15 protein-coding genes and 4 pseudogenes are annotated in these 17182 nt (G+C 59.2%); 9 read left to right on the forward strand and 10 right to left on the reverse strand.

Annotated elements, in window-relative coordinates:
- Positions 1 to 60: 60 nt before the first annotated feature.
- Positions 61 to 345: pseudogene (locus tag P775_RS06090) on the reverse strand (IS6 family transposase); the annotation flags it as partial.
- A 249-nt stretch (positions 346 to 594) separates the two neighbouring features.
- Here P775_RS06090 and pseB point away from each other — a divergent pair.
- From pseB to P775_RS06130, 8 genes and pseudogenes are all read left to right on the forward strand, one after another.
- Positions 595 to 1587, forward strand: a complete 993-nt coding sequence (gene pseB, locus P775_RS06095) for a UDP-N-acetylglucosamine 4,6-dehydratase (inverting) (protein WP_099910158.1) — start codon at positions 595 to 597, stop codon at positions 1585 to 1587.
- A 27-nt stretch (positions 1588 to 1614) separates the two neighbouring features.
- On the forward strand, positions 1615 to 2763 hold the full coding sequence (gene pseC / locus P775_RS06100; RefSeq protein ID WP_099910159.1) for a UDP-4-amino-4,6-dideoxy-N-acetyl-beta-L-altrosamine transaminase: 1149 nt from the start codon (positions 1615 to 1617) through the stop codon (positions 2761 to 2763).
- A complete protein-coding gene (gene pseF, locus P775_RS06105) occupies positions 2760 to 3452 on the forward strand; it encodes a pseudaminic acid cytidylyltransferase (RefSeq protein WP_099910160.1) in 693 nt (230 codons plus the stop codon). The genes pseC and pseF overlap by 4 nt, the downstream gene beginning before the upstream one ends.
- The gene (gene pseG / locus P775_RS06110) at positions 3449 to 4555 is read left to right on the forward strand and encodes a UDP-2,4-diacetamido-2,4,6-trideoxy-beta-L-altropyranose hydrolase (RefSeq protein WP_099910161.1); all 1107 of its coding nucleotides are present in this window, start codon (positions 3449 to 3451) and stop codon (positions 4553 to 4555) included. The genes pseF and pseG overlap by 4 nt, the downstream gene beginning before the upstream one ends.
- Positions 4552 to 5214, forward strand: coding sequence for a formyltransferase family protein (locus tag P775_RS06115; RefSeq protein ID WP_099910162.1), 663 nt, complete (start codon positions 4552 to 4554; stop codon positions 5212 to 5214). Before pseG ends, P775_RS06115 begins: the two co-directional genes overlap by 4 nt.
- Positions 5195 to 6241 carry a pseudaminic acid synthase gene (gene pseI / locus P775_RS06120; protein ID WP_099910163.1) on the forward strand — a complete coding sequence of 349 codons (1047 nt, stop codon included), beginning with the start codon at positions 5195 to 5197 and terminating at the stop codon, positions 6239 to 6241. The genes P775_RS06115 and pseI overlap by 20 nt, the downstream gene beginning before the upstream one ends.
- A 38-nt stretch (positions 6242 to 6279) precedes the next feature.
- Positions 6280 to 6465: pseudogene (locus P775_RS06125) on the forward strand (transposase); the annotation flags it as partial.
- A gap of 491 nt (positions 6466 to 6956) precedes the next feature.
- Complete coding sequence (locus tag P775_RS06130) at positions 6957 to 7955, forward strand: hypothetical protein (protein ID WP_143520829.1); 999 nt, start codon at positions 6957 to 6959, stop codon at positions 7953 to 7955.
- Positions 7956 to 8502: 547 nt separating this feature from the next.
- Here the strand turns inward: P775_RS06130 and P775_RS06135 are convergent.
- The gene (locus P775_RS06135; protein ID WP_099910165.1) at positions 8503 to 9162 is read right to left on the reverse strand and encodes an AAC(3) family N-acetyltransferase; all 660 of its coding nucleotides are present in this window, start codon (positions 9160 to 9162) and stop codon (positions 8503 to 8505) included.
- Between the two features lie 506 nt (positions 9163 to 9668).
- On the reverse strand, positions 9669 to 10079 hold the full coding sequence (locus P775_RS06140) for a winged helix-turn-helix transcriptional regulator (RefSeq protein ID WP_245875591.1): 411 nt from the start codon (positions 10077 to 10079) through the stop codon (positions 9669 to 9671).
- 75 nt (positions 10080 to 10154) lie between these two features.
- Here P775_RS06140 and P775_RS06145 point away from each other — a divergent pair, with 75 nt between their 5' ends.
- Positions 10155 to 11261: an NADH:flavin oxidoreductase gene (locus P775_RS06145; RefSeq protein ID WP_099910166.1), complete on the forward strand. Its 1107-nt coding sequence runs from the start codon at positions 10155 to 10157 to the stop codon at positions 11259 to 11261.
- Positions 11262 to 11410: 149 nt separating this feature from the next.
- Here P775_RS06145 and P775_RS28820 read toward each other — a convergent pair.
- The 7 genes and pseudogenes from P775_RS28820 to P775_RS06175 form a co-directional block, all read right to left on the reverse strand.
- Positions 11411 to 11626: pseudogene (locus P775_RS28820) on the reverse strand (IS6 family transposase); the annotation flags it as partial.
- Between the two features lie 6 nt (positions 11627 to 11632).
- Positions 11633 to 12940, reverse strand: coding sequence for an ABC transporter permease family protein (locus P775_RS06150; protein WP_099910167.1), 1308 nt, complete (start codon positions 12938 to 12940; stop codon positions 11633 to 11635).
- Positions 12940 to 13617, reverse strand: coding sequence for an ABC transporter ATP-binding protein (locus tag P775_RS06155; RefSeq protein WP_099910168.1), 678 nt, complete (start codon positions 13615 to 13617; stop codon positions 12940 to 12942). Before P775_RS06155 ends, P775_RS06150 begins: the two co-directional genes overlap by 1 nt.
- Positions 13604 to 14038 (reverse strand): hypothetical protein, encoded by a 435-nt coding sequence (locus P775_RS06160; RefSeq protein WP_099910169.1) that lies wholly within the window; start codon positions 14036 to 14038, stop codon positions 13604 to 13606. The genes P775_RS06155 and P775_RS06160 overlap by 14 nt, the downstream gene beginning before the upstream one ends.
- A gap of 100 nt (positions 14039 to 14138) precedes the next feature.
- Positions 14139 to 15632, reverse strand: a complete 1494-nt coding sequence (locus P775_RS06165; protein WP_245875592.1) for an alkaline phosphatase — start codon at positions 15630 to 15632, stop codon at positions 14139 to 14141.
- A 235-nt stretch (positions 15633 to 15867) separates the two neighbouring features.
- A pseudogene (locus P775_RS06170) lies at positions 15868 to 16134 on the reverse strand (IS6 family transposase); the annotation flags it as partial.
- A 58-nt stretch (positions 16135 to 16192) separates the two neighbouring features.
- A protein-coding gene (locus P775_RS06175; RefSeq protein WP_245875593.1) for an IS6 family transposase occupies positions 16193 to 16890 on the reverse strand; the annotation gives its coding sequence in 2 pieces (ribosomal slippage) (positions 16193 to 16809 and positions 16809 to 16890; 699 coding nt in all).
- Positions 16891 to 17182: the final 292 nt, after the last annotated feature.

The following is a 17182-nucleotide window of genomic DNA, read 5'->3' on the forward strand; positions in this document are numbered from 1 at the left end:
CGCTCAGTTACCACATTGGATTAACCTAGTGAATCCCACGCAAGATTTGTGCAACAAGGCCTTGTCGACCGCTCGGTAGAGATATGTCCACTTGCCCTTCACTTTGATATAGGTTTCATCCATCCGCCATGATTGACCGGTCGGCATCTTCCTACGACGGGCCTCATCGGCGATGGCTCCCGCGTATTTTTCGACCCACCGATTGAGTGTTGCGTGAGCCACGGCGACGCCGCGCTCAGCCATGATCTCTTCGAGATCGCGGTACGACACGCCAAACCGAAGGTAGAAATAGAGCGCGTACAGGATCACAGATTTTGGGTAATGCGCGCCTTTGAAACTGATCAACGTCTCAATCCTGATGTTGCTTCTGGAAAGTGCATCGATCGGTTCGGGCTAAAGTGAAACGCAACGGTAATCCGAAAATTTGCGACAGAACCCCGTCATCTCCTCCAGAGGCTGAAGGACACTGGTGTCTGAACAGGTAATATCTTATGTGTCGCGTCACGCGGTCGCGATACCCTTAATGCGGAACGGTTTAGACCGAACCATCATCGCAACGCAGTACGGAATGAAAACCAGATCGGGAAAGCCTCTATGAATCCAACGATTTTGCTGACCGGTGGCACCGGTTCATTCGGCCATGCTTTTGTTCCGATGGCGCTCGAACACTTCAAACCAAAGAAAATCATCATCTTCTCCCGTGACGAGATGAAGCAATGGAACATGGCAAAAAAATTTGGCGATGACCCGCGTCTTCGTTTTTTTATCGGTGATGTTCGAGATCGTGAGCGGCTGTACCGTGCCTTTGACGGAGTGGATTATGTCGTCCATGCAGCAGCCACCAAAATCGTTCCTACGGCAGAATACAATCCGTTCGAATGCATAAAGACCAACGTCAACGGGGCGATGAACGTCATTGATGCCTGCATCGACAAAGGCGTGAAGCGGGTGGTCGCGCTTTCGACGGATAAGGCTTCAAGCCCGATCAACCTTTACGGCGCTTCAAAGCTTGCTTCCGACAAACTTTTTGTGGCCGGCAATTCATACGCGGGCGAGCATGACACACGCTTCTCCGTGGTGCGATATGGCAATGTCATGGGCTCACGCGGATCGGTCATCCCGTTTTTCATGTCGATCCGCGAAAAGGGTGTCCTGCCAATCACGGATCCGCGCATGACACGCTTTATGATCTCGCTTCAGGAAGGGGTGGAGCTTGTGTTCCATGCGCTTGAGGATATGGTCGGCGGTGAAATCTACGTGAAGAAAATTCCGTCGATGAAGGTCACGGACATCGCCCGGGTCATAGCGCCAAAGGCCAGGCAGGAAATTGTCGGGATCCGTCCTGGCGAAAAGGTGCACGAACAGATGGTCGGGTTGGAGGACGCATCTTATACCTACGAATACGACGAGCATTTCAAGATTCTGCCTGTGATCCACAACTGGGCGACCGATCCTTACAGGATCAAGGACGGTCGGAAAGTTGCCGTGGATTTCGTGTATTCCAGCGATAACAATCCGAACTGGATGAGTTCCGCGCAGCTTGAAGCATGGATAGCCGAGAACCGTGACAAGATTGGTGCGATCTGACCGCGCAAAACCTGGAGCCTTAACATCATGATTCCCTATGGCAGGCAGGACATTCGGCAGGAAGATATCGACGCCGTGACGGACGTGTTGCGCTCGGACTTCCTGACGCAAGGACCTGCAGTCCCCGCTTTTGAGGCCGCTTTGGCAAATGCGGCAGGTTCTGCGCATGCGGTGGCCGTCAACAGCGCCACCTCGGCGTTGCATATCGCCTGCGCTGCACTCGACCTTGAGGCGGACGATATGCTCTGGACCTCGCCTAACACCTTTGTCGCCTCTGCCAATTGCGCACGCTATTGCGGTGCTTCCGTCGATTTCGTTGATACCGACCCAGTGACTGCTAATCTCTGCCCACAGAGGCTTGAGGACAAGCTGCACACAGCCGACAAGGCCGGTCGCCTGCCAAAGATCATCGTACCGGTGCATCTTGCAGGACTGTCCTGCGACATGGAGGCGATCGGCGCGCTCGCACGCAAATACGATGTGCGCGTGATCGAAGATGCCTCTCATGCTGTTGGCGGACGATATGCCGACACCCCTGTCGGCGCTTGCCAGCACAGCGACATTACGGTGTTCAGCTTCCATCCGGTAAAGATCGTGACCTCGGGCGAAGGCGGCGCTGCCATGACGCCGGATTCGGCGCTCGCAGAGCGGATGGCGCGGCTGCGCAGTCATGGTATTACACGCGACCCCAATGAAATGACCCATGCGCCGGACGGCCCATGGTACTACCAGATGGTCGAGTTGGGCTGGAATTACCGGATGACGGATATTGCCGCCGCTCTTGGGAGTGCGCAAATGGCACGCCTTGACGAATATGTGATCCGACGCAACGCACTCGCCGATCGCTATGACCAGCTCCTGTCCGACCTCCCCGTAACGCTTCCCGGTCGTTCGGACCACGCTTATTCGGCCTGGCACCTCTACGTCATTCGTGTGAATGCGGCACGCCACCGCGCGATCTTCGAGGGGCTGCGCGCCCGCGGAATAGGGGTAAACCTGCACTACATCCCGGTGCACCTGCAACCCTACTACCGTGCGCAGGGCTTCAAACCCGGCGACTTCCCCGAGGCAGAACGCTGTTATGCCGAGGCAATCAGCATCCCGCTGTTCCCCATGATGACCGACGCGATGCAGGACGAGGTGGTCGAGGCACTTGCCGCAGAGCTGTCGTCTTGAAACTTGCCGTCATTCCGGCCCGCGGGGGCAGCAAACGCATCCCGCGCAAGAATATCCGCGATTTCTGCGGCCGGCCCATGATCTCCTGGTCGATCACAGCCGCCCTGCAAAGCGGCTCTTTCGACAGGGTGATCGTGTCGACCGACGATGACGAGATCGCAGAGGTCGCCGCCGCCGCCGGCGCAGAGGTTCCGTTTCGCCGCCCGCCCGCACTTTCCGATGACCATACCCCCACACGCCCCGTGATCGCGCATGCGATAGACTCTGTTGTCACGGATGGGACACGGGTTGCGTCTGTCTGCTGCCTCTATGCGACCGCGCCGTTCGTCTCACCCGACGACTTGCGTGCCGGATACGCAAAGTTGCAAGAGCCTGGAGTAAGCTATTCATTCCCCGTCACCCGCTTTGCCTTCCCTATTCAGCGGGCACTCAGGATGGAGACAGACGGCCAGGTCGAGATGTTTGCGCCTGAAAACTTCCTCACGCGTTCGCAGGATCTTGAAGACGCCTGGCATGATGCGGGACAGTTCTACTGGGCAGCGGCGGATCAATGGCGGAAAGACGCGCCAATCTTTGGCGCAGGCGCGGTTGGCATCCCTGTTCCGCACTGGCGGGTGCAGGACATCGACACCGAAGAAGACTGGCGCAGGGCCGAGCTGCTCTTCGGGGCGCTCGGGTCAGGCCGATGATCCCGCATAACCCTGTCATTGCCTTCCGCGCCGATGCCTCGATCGAGATTGGCACAGGACATGTCATGCGCTGCCTCACGCTGGCCCGGGCGATGCAGGACCGGGGCGCGCGATGCCACTTTGTGTGCCGGGATCTTCCGGGTCACCTGGCAGAGCGGATCCGGTCACAAGGCATCGAATGCCATCTTCTCCCGTCCCCCGATGTTCGTGAAGATGACGGCGTCACGCAGCATTCCCGCTGGCTGGGGGTCAGCGGTGCGCGGGACGCAATCGAAAGCCGTGCCGTGCTCGAACGGCTTGCGCCCGGCTGGTTGGTTGTCGATCATTACGCGCTCGATATCACATGGGAACAGGCCGCCCGCCCCGAAGCGGCTCGGCTCTTGGTTCTGGACGATCTCGCTGATCGAGCGCATGACTGCGATCTCCTGCTCGACCAGAACCTTGGCCGCACATCAGGCGATTATGACGGGTTGGTCCCGGCGCAGAGCCCGCGTCTGATCGGTCCGGATTTCGCGCTTCTTCGTCCCGAATTTGCAGCCCAGAGGGCAAATAGCCTTGCCCGAAGGCAGACGCCGCGGCTCCGTCACGTCCTTGTTGCCCTTGGCGGGGTGGACCGAGAGGACGTGACAAGCCGCGTTCTTGACAAGCTTGCAGCCTGCGGACTGCCGGATGATGCGCATATCACCGTGGTCCTCGGCCCCACCGCACCGGCCCGGGACGCCGTTGCGCGACGTGCCGCCGGGATGCCGATAAGGACAGAACTGCGTGTGGGTGTGGACAACATGGCCGAACTCATGGCCAGCGCCGATCTTGCCATCGGAGCGGCAGGCGGCAGCACATGGGAGCGCTGCTGCCTCGGCTTGCCGGCCCTCATTGCGGTTCTGGCCGAAAATCAGGCCCCTGCGGCCAAGGCTATTTCGGACACCGGCGCGGCGCTTCTCTTTGGCAACGGTGCGGATCCAGTCGCCGGGTTCTTCGATGCACTCTCGCGGGCAAAGCAACCAGCTTGCCTCGCGACCATGAGCGCTCTTGCAGCCAAGATTGCGAATGGCAAGGGGGCAGACCGAGTAGCGCATCGCATGTCACAGGAAGGCCCATCTTGAAGATTGATTTTCTCTGCAGCGATCCCACTCACCCAGTCAATGAAAGGCTCAAGGCTTGGATTGCAGCTCATATCGGCACGCATGACTGCGCCTTGCGAAGGCGCAAGGCAGAGCTTGCCGGAGGCGATATTCTGTTTCTTGTGTCCTGTACGGAAATAATCGATCAACCTGTGCGTGATCTTTATGGTCACGCTCTTGTACTCCATGCCAGCGATCTGCCTGCGGGGCGCGGTTGGAGCCCACACATTTGGGCGATTCTCGAAGGTGCCGGGGTGATCACAATTTCGATTCTCGATGCCGAGGATCGCGTGGATACTGGCGCCGTCTGGGCAAAGGAACGCCGAACCGTTCCGAAACATGCCTTGTACGACGAAATCAACGCTGTGCTTTTTGACGCGGAGCTTGCTCTTATGGATCGTGCGATCGAAATGATACAGTCAGGCCAACATCCTGTCGCACAATCGGAACGCACCGCAAGCTACTGGCCCCGCCGACGACCGGAAGACAGCGAGGTCGACCCCGAGAAATCAATTCGGAAGCTCTTCGATGCCATCCGCGTAGCAGACCCGGACCGTTATCCTGCATTCTTCCGGCTGAACGGTCATGTTTATACGATTGCACTGAAAAAGGTGAGCAAAAATGATTCAGATCCAGATTGATGGCCATGTCATCAGCCATGACAACACGCCTTATGTGATCGCGGAGCTGTCGGCCAACCACAACGGCGACATCAACAAAGCCTTCCGGATTATCGACGCAGCCAAGATTGCGGGTGCAGACGCGATCAAGATCCAGACCTACACACCGGACACGATCACGCTGCAAAGCGATGCCCCTGATTTTCAGATCACAGATGGCCTCTGGAAGGGGCGCACACTCTGGAACCTCTACGATTGGGCGCATACCCCGTGGGATTGGCACGCGGCGCTCTTCGAGCATGCTCGCAAGGTGGGCATCACCTTGTTCAGCTCACCCTTTGATCGCACAGCCGTCGATCTTCTTGAGGACTTAGGGGCACCCGCCTACAAGGTCGCATCCTTTGAGGCTGTTGATCTGGCCTTGATCCGCTACATCGCTGCGACCGGCAAGCCGATGATCATCTCGACCGGCATGGCCGATGCAGAGGAAATTGCCGAAGCGGTCGACGCCGCGCGTTCGGGCGGGTGCACACAACTTGCTCTGCTGCTCTGCGTGTCGGGGTACCCGGCACCTGCCTCCGACTACAATCTGCGAACGATCAGCGACATGGCCGAGCGTTTCGGCTGTGTCATTGGTCTCTCTGACCATACACTCGACAACACGACTGCGATCGCGAGCGTGGCACTCGGCGGAAGCATCATTGAAAAGCACGTCACACTCGATAGAAGCGGTGGCGGCCCCGACGACAGCTTCTCTCTTGAGCCGACCGAACTCGCAGCTCTCTGTCAAGGCGCCCGCACGGCCTGGGAAGCGCTGGGAGTCGTCGACTACGGTCGTAAATCGAGCGAACTCGGTAACGTGAAGTTCCGTCGCTCTCTCTATGCCGTGACTGATATCGCCGAAGGAGAGGCCCTTACCGAAAAGAACGTTCGCTCTATACGCCCCGGCTTCGGGCTGGCCCCGCGGGAATTCGAAAAGGTTCTCGGTAGACATGCGCGCGTCGCTATTCCAAGAGGAAAGGCGCTCTCCTGGGAATTACTCACCTGAATAAGCCGGTCATATGGCAAGACGCGGTAGCGGCGTAACCAAGGCGGATAGCCGATTGGTCGCTGACCAGCCTACAAACCCGGCTCATCAAAATAGGCGCACGGGTTGTCCGCCTCGCCCGCGCCAACACCTTCCAGCTCGCCGAGGTGGCTGTCAGAGGTGAGCTGTTCACCCGCATCATAGCGGCCATCCAGCGGCTGCGCGCACCGCCGGTTCCCGCATGACCGCGTTAGCAATGAAACCTTAACAAAAACGGCTTGCCTGGTCCGTCCAATCGGTTCCCAATCCGACCAAAACCCCTATCGTTTCCGTCTTCGAGACCGGAAGTCACGCTCAGGCCGGGCGCCAGATGGCTGAATCACCGAACAGCGGGTCCAGCAGGCTTGATTGCGGCGCAAAAACAGTGACAAGATGCCAAAGAAGGTATTCCACTTGGGGAATGTCGGTTAAGGGTCATCCTGTGTATCGGCGCAAATTATTTAATTTTTTCAAAAAGGTAGAGCATCATCAGACTGCGATGACCGGCAGGGAACGGGCGGGTATATTGCTGCGCGCAATTCGGGAATTTCGCAGGCGCACCCGAACAAAGGTCGCTGGCGGCTTTGGCGATACACCTCTTGGCCGCAAGGGCACCGTTGCAGTGTTGCGGGCAGTTCTGCGCCTGCGGTACATGTCTTTGTTGCACCTCGCCCCAGCAAGCAACGACACCAGTTTGATGTTGATGTTAGACCCGGTGACTTTGCACAGCAAGGCGGCCGGCATCGTAGCAGCGCTCGAACAGCACGGAATGCCCAAAGCCCGCATTCTGGAATCTCGGCCCATGGGCCGATTTCGCAGACTGGTGCAGAACGTTGTGGCGGTTGTCGTGGCCTTGCGCACTATGCCTTGGCGCCGTCATCTGTCGGAAGAGGACTTGCTGCTGGTGATCGCCTGTCTTTTTCATGCTCGCCGACTGGCGGATGCAACATCTGTGACGGTCCATATCGGGGACCGTTCGCCTCGACGGATTGCAATGGCGGCTGGTGCGGCCCTGGCCGGTCGTGCGTCGCTTTACTGGCAGAACGGCTATCATGACCGGGTCATCCCCGATCTCGGATATAAAAATGCTGCTGTGCTGAATACAGCGGGTGCCGCCGCCTTTGCTGGCCGGGCCACGCAAGTCTGGGTCCTGGATCCGTCCGAGCAGAGCGTTCTGCGTCTGCCTGAGCGCATCAGACGTCTGGGCATCGCGACCAATGCGTTCGCCGACGCCGAGATCGACCTTTTGCGTGATCGGGTCATTGCGTCTGTTCCGGATGCAGAGGTCGCCCTGCGCCTTCATCCGCGTATAGAAAACTTTGATGCAACCCGGGTTCCGGGATGGGATGTTCGCTCGCGCGGCGAGAGCCTTCAAGTCTTTGCCAGATCCTGCGATGTCGTGATATGCGGCAATACGGCAGCGCAGATCGAAATACTCATGGCGGGCACGCCGGTGATTCACGTGGCCGGTCTCGACCCACACGGATTCGATTTGTACGGCTACACTGCGCGCGGCATCAGCTTCGGGGTCGAGGCATTACCGTCGGGCGGACTCGAAGAGTCACTCCGGGCCTTTTATGCAAAATCTGGCTGGGCCGAGAGGTTGCAGTCCGAGATCACGCCACCCTCTGTCTCAATGCGCCCACTGCGCGACTATATCACCGCCTTGGTCACAGCCCCTCCCCCCGGCGACTGAACGCTGCGACGCCGAAGGCACTGCACAGACGACGTTGTTCCGCCCGTCACCCGGTGTCAGTCACACGATCATAGATCGCCAAAACCTGCGCCAAGTGCCGCGCCAGCGAAAACCTTTCAGCCGCGGATCGTCGGGCCGCTTGAGCAAGCTGAGCAGCCTCGCCAGGATCGCGCAGCAAGCGGGCCGCTGAGGACGCCATGGCCTCAGGGTCGTCCGGCGGGGTCAGAAGCCCGGGCTTTCCCGATGTTGTTGATTGTCACTGGGAACTGACCCATGCACAATCTTGCCCCTGCTTGCTCACACTACGCGATTCTCGGTCTGAAGCGTTTTCTGATGGCGTATTTTTTGCCTGTGATCAGGGGAGTGTGGTTTGTGCGAAGGTGGCGGCGCAGTTCATCGAAACCAGTTCTGAAGGACGACTTTGAACAGTACCCGTGCTTTTTCCGGACGGGATATTTTGGCCCCATGAGCCTGGAAGCTGTGTGACATGCCATGGCGAGAGCGATCGCGCAGACTGCCATCAGAAGGCTCAATTTTTTGGAGAGTTTCATCCTCGTATCCTCGAGGTTTGGCCCCTTTGTTTTGCTGTCAGAAAACATGCACTCGATGAACCAGCGCCACCGGTAGGATCGCAGGATGCGCGATCCACGAAGCGGTTCGCAGCAGGCAACGATGAGCAGCCTACCCCTATCAGCAAGAGCTTCATCGACTGATGATCGCGCAGCTTGCCTAGAGGTGTCTGTTCTCCGGTTGCCCACGCGAGGCTGTGCTCTCCGAGAAAGTCATCTGCTTTCTGACCGTTAAGACAGATCGACACAGCGGGATGTTCGCTGCGCTGCGTTCCTGGCCAAATTCTAAATGTCTCCGCAATGATCCCCATGCCGGACGTCGGTGACTTCGAGGCATCGAAGCCTGCGACAGCATTTTCGATCTGAGCAATCTGGTCTTGGGTCAAACCTGACCTATCAACATCAGAAGGGAAGTAGGCATCGGAGGAAAATCCGGGCATTCCTATCAGTCCGGTTTCTCCGACCGCTTCCAGAAGAGTTTCCACGATTGCTCTGGGACCGCCAGTGGTGGAGCCTATGGCACTCATCGACCCATGCACAAAAAGCCCGTCGCCCTCGCGAACGCCAAGCGATATCAGATCATCAAGAAGACTTCTTTGGGTATGAGATACGGAAACCATACGCCTAATTATCACCATTTCTGCGAATACAACATCCGTCGAAATGGGCTTTGACCGGACCTTGGCGGCCTATGCACGAAGGTCAGTTTCGTTTTGCATAGCCATACGAAGAGGAGCATTCCAATCTTCCAAAATGACCCAAGACATTCAGGAACTTGAGGGCGTCCGCGTCCAGCTGAGACCTTTCCGACGTTCCGATGTTGCCGAACGGCTGGCCCACGGACGGTCACCGAAGATTGTCCACAGCTTCAGTGGCGACCCAGATCGGCTTTCACCGTATGGGGGCTAGGGTCGATATCTTGCACCGCAACGAGTTTTTCCGGTTTTTTTATAGAGTATGGTCCTCGAGCAGCAGAGCCGCACCCGCGCCACTCTAGACAATGCCAAATCCATTCTCATCCCTCACATCCTCGACCGCACTCACTGCATGATCGTACGTCCCGTTCGGTCCGCCCCGACCAAACACGCGCTTGGCAGCAGAAAAGTTGGGCAACCTGTTGACCTATCCGACGCCTCCGAACTAATCATGCTGGGCCGTGGTCTTTGTCATAGGCGATGCGGGCATCCTCGACCGCGTTCATGTTGTCGTTCGCCCAGCGATAGATCGCCTGAAACGGCGGCAGCAAGGTCTTCCCCAGTGGCGTAAGTTCATAAAGCACGCCCGGCGGCGTGCTGGCCACGACAGTGCGCGCTATGATGCCATTTCGCTCCAGCCGCTTCAGGGTCATCGAGAGTGACTTCTGCGACACTCCCTCCAACCTGCGTTTAAGGTCGTTAAAGCGCGTGCCGCCGCCGTTCAAGACCGTCATTATCATCATCGACCATTTGTCGGCCACCTGATCGAACAGCAGGCGCGATGGGCAATCGACCGAAAAATGCGATCTTGCGTAGGGGATATCTTGCAGCATGGTTTCCTCGGGGTGACCTGGTGTCATCAAAGTGCGCTCTGGACACCTGGTGCATAATATATACCTAAACGGTCGCAAAGACAAAACCAGTCAGGATACGTCATGAAGACCGACACACTTTTTCGCCCCTTCTCGCTCAAGGGGCTAAACCTGCCCAACCGCATTGTCATGGCCCCCATGACCCGTAGCATGGCGCCTGAGGGCATCCCCGGCCAGCCCCAGGTCGACTATTACAAGCGCCGTGCCGCCGCCGACGTAGGCCTGATCCTGACAGAAGGCACCGTGATCGACCGGCCCGCCTCGCGCAACATGTCCGGCATCCCGTTCTTTCACGGCGACAAGGCAATGGCTGGCTGGAAGAATGTCGCCGACGCCGTCCACGCCGCAGGCGGCAAGATCGCACCGCAGATCTGGCACACCGGATCGACCCGTGGTGGCAAGTGGGAACCCGAGGCCGAGGTCGAAAGCCCATCCGGGCTGGTCGGCCCGGGCGAGCCGCGCGGCCATGCAATGACCGAAGAAGATATCGCCGACACCATCGCGGCCTTCGCATCTTCGGCGAAACTGGCCAAGGACGCGGGCTTTGACGCGGTCGAGGTCCACGGCGCCCACGGTTACCTGATCGACCAGTTCTTCTGGTCCGGCACGAACCTGCGCGACGACGCCTGGAACGGCCCGACAATCAAGGAGCGGTCTCGCTTTGCCGCCGAAATTATCAAGGCGATCCGCGCCGCCGTCGGCCCGGACTTTCCGCTGATTCTGCGCGTTAGCCAGTGGAAGCAGCAGGATTATACCGCCCGTCTTGCCGCAACGCCGGACGAAATGACAGACTGGCTTATGCCATTGGTGGAGGCTGGTGCCGACATGCTGCACTGTTCACAGCGCCGGTTCTGGGAACCCGAGTTTCCCGAACTGGACGGCGCGGACGGTCTGAACTTTGCCGGCTGGGCCAAGAAGCTGACCGGCGCGGCCACGATCAGCGTCGGCTCTGTCGGTCTGAACTCCGACTTCGGTGGCGCCTTCGCGGGTGAAGGGTCTCAGGCCACACCGCTCGACCGCCTGGTCAGACGAATGGAGCGAGACGAATTTGACCTGATCGCGGTCGGCCGTGCCATCTTGTCGGATGCGCACTGGGTGGAGAAGGTTCGCGACGGGCGCATCGACGACCTGCAGGGTTTTGACGCCGATGACCTAAAGACGCTCGCCTGACCGATAATGCGGGCCAGCAACGGCTGGCCCGCATTCAACAATGGTACAAAGGGCTTTGTCAGGTTGTTTCCCAATGCTTTGATAAGAATCGGATGCGGTGATATTAGGCCACAATCCAGCCCGCGTAGGCCCCCAGAGGCCAAGGTCATCTGTTCGTGTTCAGCGGTAGCCAGCTGCGTTGGAGGGGGGCGTTTCGGGCGAAAGAGAACTTCGGTTTGATCATGGACGGAGCGGAGCATCTGGGCTTATTTTGCTGATTTGAACCGGCCGAATATATTCTCTCTTTGACGGATATGCCGATGTGACGCCTCGCTGCGATTGTTCAATCCCTTGTGCGATCAGTGATCAACGCCAGGGATCCTATCAATCGTTCAGGCACGAAGGTCTGCCACGACGATGCGGCGTAGTGCCAACGCCGCGGGCACCAGCCCAACAAAAACGCATATTGTAACAAAACCTGCGACCAGATGGACCTCTGGCCACCCGAGATTCGCCTGCACAAGCACCTCTGTGCGGGCGGAGATAACGCGAGACAGAATGTCTGCCGCACCACGGCCGAGAAGCAAGCCGAGCGCGGCCCCAATCACGGACAGTCCCGCCGCGTAGGCCCATACGACTGCAAATACGAAACGGGCGGGTGCGCCGATTGCGCGCAGCAGCGCGAGACTGCCTGCGAACAACCGCATCAGGATCACAAGCCCGGCAATCACTCCGGCCATCACAAGCGTCTGCGTGACCAGTGCCATCACGGACATCAGTTGGCGGACATCGCCCATCAGGCCGTTCAGCATAGCTATGACCGCGCCCGGAAAGAACGCCATGGTGTCACTGCGCGTAAAAGCGGCGCGGAGCGCGTAATTGTCGACCAGCCTGTCGGCCACGACCAGAATTGCAGGTGTTCCTGGAAAAAGCGTCGGCTCGAATGGTGGACCAAGCGCATCTTGCGCGCCTTCGGCATGACCCGCCGCGAGGCCGTGTACCTCCCAGACGCCTTCGATCGGGACAAGGATCGCGCGATCCCAGGGGGAACCGGTCGCCGCCATGCGACCGACAACTTTGTAGTGTTCCTCACTGTGGGCGTGGGCGTCGGCGTCGATGCCTGTACCGTGTGCTGGTTCCAGTTCTGCCCCCATCGCAACATCCGCCCGTGCGCCAACGACGGCTTCACGGTGATCTGCGAACATGCGTCCTTCGATCAGTGGACCCGACAGGTGATCGACGAACCCCGCAATGGTGCCCACGACGGGGGCGCCATTATAGCTGTCGCCAAAGGCGATCGGCGCGGCCAACGTCACGCGGGGATCGCGCGCAATTTCGGCATAGATCGCACCGTCCAGCAGCGGCACATCAGAGGGTTGCAGGTAGACAGTCGCCAGCAGCATCGTCACCTCGCTGCCTGGTGCCGTCACGATCAGGTCAAACCCGTCGGCAGCCCGGGCAGCCCCTTGACGCAATGCACGTTCCTGCGCCAGCAGCGCCACACCCAGCCCAACCGACACAGCAATCAGTGCCACAAAGACGAGCGCCGCCACCCGACTGCGCCAAAGCAGGGCGCGCAGGACTGCCCACGGCGCGTATCCGCGAAGCAGCGCCCCACCTAAAAGGACGATTGGGGCCAGCAGGGCCAGCAGCAAAGAGCTGTCTTGCACGACAGGAGAAAGACCGTCCCAAAATGCCATCACTGCATCACCTGTCCATCGGCCAGTCGCAACACGGTGTCCATCCGCGCCAGCACAGAGGGGTCGTGACTGACGACGATCAGCGTGCCGCCTTGGCGCGAAAAGTCCAGCAGGTCATCGCCAAGCCGTTCTGCGGCGGCACGGTCCAGGCTGGCTGTCGGTTCATCCGCCAGCAGGATCGCAGGGCTGCGAGCCAAAGCGCGGGACATGCTGATCCGCTGCCTCTCTCCGCCAGAAAAGGTCGCGACCGCGCGGCCTGTGCTGGCCTGAACTCCAAGTTTTTGCAGATGTTCGCGGGCTCGATCACGAATCGCGGCCCGCGCGTGTTTTGGGGCAAACCCTGCGGCGATGGCGGCATTGTCCAACGCGGACAATTCGTCGAACAGATGGGCGGTCTGGAACACGAGCCCCATGTGTGCCGCACGAAACCGTGCCCGCCCGGCATCGGACAGATCAGCCAGATCAGTATCGCCCCACTGGATTGCGCCGGTGTTGACGGGGATCAAGCCTGCCACGGCGTGCAACAGCGTTGTCTTACCCGCACCGCTGGGTCCGCTGATGCCAAGGCTTTGTCCCGGTGCCAGCGTCAGACACGGCAGGTCAAGAAGCTTGCGCCGCTGCGCACCTGTAACGATCAGACCCTTCACCGACAGTTCCATATTTTCAGGCGCGGGCATAACGTGCATCGCTCAACCGGATCCGGCTGACAAAGCCGGTTTCGTCGTCAGTGTGGGTGCCAAGTTCCAGCACGCCGGACACGACCAGTGGCACATTGAAGGGCGCCACGTCCACAACACGCTTTGTGTAAATCGCCAGGATATCATCGGGCCAGTCTGCGCTGCTCTCGCAGAAAGGACAGGTGGCCATCGGGCGCTTGGTCAGGACGAAAAAGGCCATCTCGGCCTTCAGTGGTGGCGCCATGAAGCCTGCGACATCAATCCGGCTGCCTTCCTGCGCAAGGGCTATGTCGGAAAAGCTCAGGTCCTTGTTGTAAAGGTCGCGCATCAAAATAGTACCATCGGCTGCATGGCCGACACGTGGAAGTGCGGCGGCGGCACCGGCCGCTAGAAAAAGGCGGCGGGAGAATGCTTGCGACATGATCGGCCTCCGGGGGTGTAATGTAGATACGGCGCGGCCTGCGCCGACAATGCAAAAGGGCGGGGGCCACACATGGTCCCCGCCGCTGACTATCTCACACTTATTCCGCGTGAACGGCGTGGTTCATGACGTGGAAAATCACGTTCTGTTCGATCACACCGCCGAACAGATGCGCCCAGGGGCCACGCGCCATGACGGTTACGTCTTCGCCCGAGTGGGTTTCGGACGACATCGGCACCAGCGCCTGCTGTAGGTAGTCCGGGTCTATCGCTTCTTCTTGCGTAAGGTCCGGGCGGCTGCCGGAAAACGTGCCATCGGGCTGTTCGACGACAACGGCACCGGGCCCGTTCAGATAGCCTACAACGGTGTAGGGTTTTCCGTCGGACCCCAGGTTCAGTTCGTCGGTGTGCATCGTTCCGGCCTCATCTTCGGCATAGCAGAGCCCCATAACGTCCGAACCGCGACCGCAATAACCGTTGAAGGCGATGGCGTGTTCGTGGTCGGCGGTTACGATGATCAGGGTGTCCTCGGGGTTGGTCGCGTCCATTGCCACCTGGATCGCGTCAGCGAAGGCTTTGCCGTCGTGCAAGACACGGAACAGGTTACCGTCATGGTTGGCGTGGTCAACGCGGCCCGCTTCGATGTTGAGGTAGAAGCCGTCGGCGTTTGTCGACAGCGCCGTGATCGCCGCACCGGTCATTTCGGCCAGCGATGGCTCGTCGGTCCGGTCATAGTCGTACTTCATGTGGCTGGATTCAAAAAGAGCGAGGATCGGTGCCGAGCCGTCAAGCTTCAGGGCTTTGAACCCCTCTTCATTCCAAGCGTATTGCGCACCAGTCGCTGTCGCTTCTTCAACAAGATTGCGGTCGTCGGTGCGCTTGCCCGTCTTGCCTTCGTCGTCCGTCACGCTTTCGGGCAGGAAATGAGCGCGGCCGCCACCCATAGCCAGATCGATTACGCCATTCGACATCTGCTGCAGCAGCTGGTCCGCGATGTCGAGTTGGTCACAGCCTTCGGGGATGCTCGTGTTGTCTTCCCAGTTGCGATTGACGGTCTTGGCATAGACAGCGGCCGGTGTTGCATGGGTGATCCGGGCAGTCGAGATCGTGCCGACCGACTTGCCCTCCGCGGACATCATTTCGGCAAATGTCGTCAGCTCGTGGCCGGTACGGGCGGCACAGTCATCCACAGCAACGCTGTCATCGACGTTGATCATCGTGTTCTTCAGCTTGACGCCGGTGTTCATCGCGGACGCGGTTGGCGCACTGTCGGGGGTCTGGCCGTTGGTCGAATAGGTCTTGACCAGCGCGAGGTTCGGAAAAGTTTCCTGCGGCTGCACATAGTCGTCGCCCATTCCGCCGGCCTGTTGACCGCTGAACAGGCGTATCGCGTAGTTGGTGCCGACGCCATTGCCGTCTGCGGTGAAAAGAATAACATTCTTTGCGCGGGAGGTGATCGGCTGACGTGCGATGATTTCGGCAATGGTCGCCTCGCCGGCCTGGAACCATGCGTTGCCTGCCTGAGGCAGGTCCTGCGCTGATGCGGTGGTCGCGATCGCCAGCGCGGCGACGGTGGTGAGAAGCTGTTTTTGCACGGTATGAAAATCCTGATCCATTACTGTCACCCCCCGCTAAGGGCGTCACGTAACACATCTGTGACTTAATCTATTTTAGGGTGAGTGACGCAATGTCGCAGCAGCGACGATGATAGGTCGACCGGTCAGCTTTTTGCTTTGACATTGGGGTCCAGCCGTCAGGCGGTTAATTTAAGCCGCTTCACGGGCTTTGTCACCTTGTTCACCCGCGGCCTGACCAAGAACCGCGCGGCCTTCATGTGGTGATTTCTTCGGCATAGTCGCTCCACAGGCTGAACGCGTCAGCCCGGGCGAGGCGATAGGATACTGCGCAAAGGCGATGGCGGTTTGGAAGTAAGATGGCGGCGGTTTGGTCATGGACCGAAAGGAAACGCTGCGCTTGGCGAGGGGATTTGAAACGGCCCATGATCTTTTCTCTCAGCCGGCAGGGCCGGTGCGACGCCTCGGAACGGTTATTCAACTCTTTGTGCAAACGTTGGTCTACGCTCGGGCAAACGTCTCGGGCGGGTTGTGTCGCAAATATATCCGCAGGCTAAACGCAAGCGTTTTGCTGGACACAGTTATCCTGCCAGCGCCGCAAACTGTTGATAGGCGGTGTCACCGTTGCCGGCAAGCTGACCCTTTCGGATCATATGCGCGGTCTCGATCCCGGCGAGGGTCGCCTGCGCAGCAGAGAAGGATTTAAAGCCCTGCATCGGCCGGGTCAGCTTCTTGATGAAGCGGTGGTCCTGCTCCACGATGTTGTTGAGGTATTTGACCTGCAGAACCTCGATCAGCCAGAACCAGCCCCTCAGGATCAGCAGGATATTCATGTTCTCCAGGCCGGCGAGGTTGGCGCCGCTCTTGTCAATCACGACCTTGTCCGGCCAGCCGTTGCTCCGGATCGTTCGGGTGAAGAACACGGTTGCCGCAGCCTCGTCGCGGCGCTCCGAGAGCATGAAATCAAGGGTATTGCCCTCCTTGTCGACCGCTCGGTACAGGTAAGTCCACCGGCCTTTCACCTTGACGTAGGTTTCATCCATACGCCACGATCTGCCGGTTGCCGACTTACGCTTCTGCGCCTCGGCCGCGATGAGCGGGGCGTATTTCCCCACCCAGCGGTTCAGGGTAGCGTGGTCAATATGCACCCCACGCTCGGCCAGGATTTCTTCGAGATCGCGGTAGGACACGGCTACCGGACATAGAAAAACACGGCGTAAAGGATGACATGCTTTGGATAATGGCTGCCCTTGAATCTGATCACCCCGTCCTCCGACATTCTGCTACCGTGCCGCTGCGGGCATAGCGAAAAGGTCAACACGGCGAAAGTCAGACGGAAAGTTTGCGACACAACCGCGCAGCGAGATCGATACTGCAGGCGCGAGATTCCCAGGCCGACTTCCCGGAAGCTGCCGCTCGACAGGGCGATGCTGCAACCTTTGATGCCGCAGGCTACTCGACTGGCCGCGATGCGCAGATAGCAGCCAGTCCAAACTCAGCCTTCTGACGAGATAGGGCGACGTTTCATGCTGCGATGCCGCGCGCAGGAGCCGCCGTTCGCTGCATCAGCA

It is taken from the genome of Puniceibacterium antarcticum (assembly GCF_002760615.1).
Classification (GTDB): Bacteria; Pseudomonadota; Alphaproteobacteria; order Rhodobacterales; family Rhodobacteraceae; genus Puniceibacterium; species Puniceibacterium antarcticum.

Excerpts from the sequence above, each read along its gene's own strand:
- pseB (WP_099910158.1), top strand. The coding sequence starts at position 595 with ATGAATCCAACGATTTTGCTGACCGGTGGCACCGGTTCATTCGGCCAT.
- pseC (WP_099910159.1), top strand. The coding sequence starts at position 1,615 with ATGATTCCCTATGGCAGGCAGGACATTCGGCAGGAAGATATCGACGCC.
- pseG (WP_099910161.1), top strand. The coding sequence starts at position 3,449 with ATGATCCCGCATAACCCTGTCATTGCCTTCCGCGCCGATGCCTCGATC.
- pseI (WP_099910163.1), top strand. The coding sequence starts at position 5,195 with ATGATTCAGATCCAGATTGATGGCCATGTCATCAGCCATGACAACACG.
- P775_RS06130 (WP_143520829.1), top strand. The coding sequence starts at position 6,957 with ATGTTGATGTTAGACCCGGTGACTTTGCACAGCAAGGCGGCCGGCATC.
- P775_RS06135 (WP_099910165.1), bottom strand. The coding sequence starts at position 9,162 with ATGGTGATAATTAGGCGTATGGTTTCCGTATCTCATACCCAAAGAAGT.
- P775_RS06140 (WP_245875591.1), bottom strand. The coding sequence starts at position 10,079 with ATGACACCAGGTCACCCCGAGGAAACCATGCTGCAAGATATCCCCTAC.
- P775_RS06145 (WP_099910166.1), top strand. The coding sequence starts at position 10,155 with ATGAAGACCGACACACTTTTTCGCCCCTTCTCGCTCAAGGGGCTAAAC.
- P775_RS06150 (WP_099910167.1), bottom strand. The coding sequence starts at position 12,940 with ATGGCATTTTGGGACGGTCTTTCTCCTGTCGTGCAAGACAGCTCTTTG.
- P775_RS06155 (WP_099910168.1), bottom strand. The coding sequence starts at position 13,617 with ATGCCCGCGCCTGAAAATATGGAACTGTCGGTGAAGGGTCTGATCGTT.
- P775_RS06160 (WP_099910169.1), bottom strand. The coding sequence starts at position 14,038 with ATGTCGCAAGCATTCTCCCGCCGCCTTTTTCTAGCGGCCGGTGCCGCC.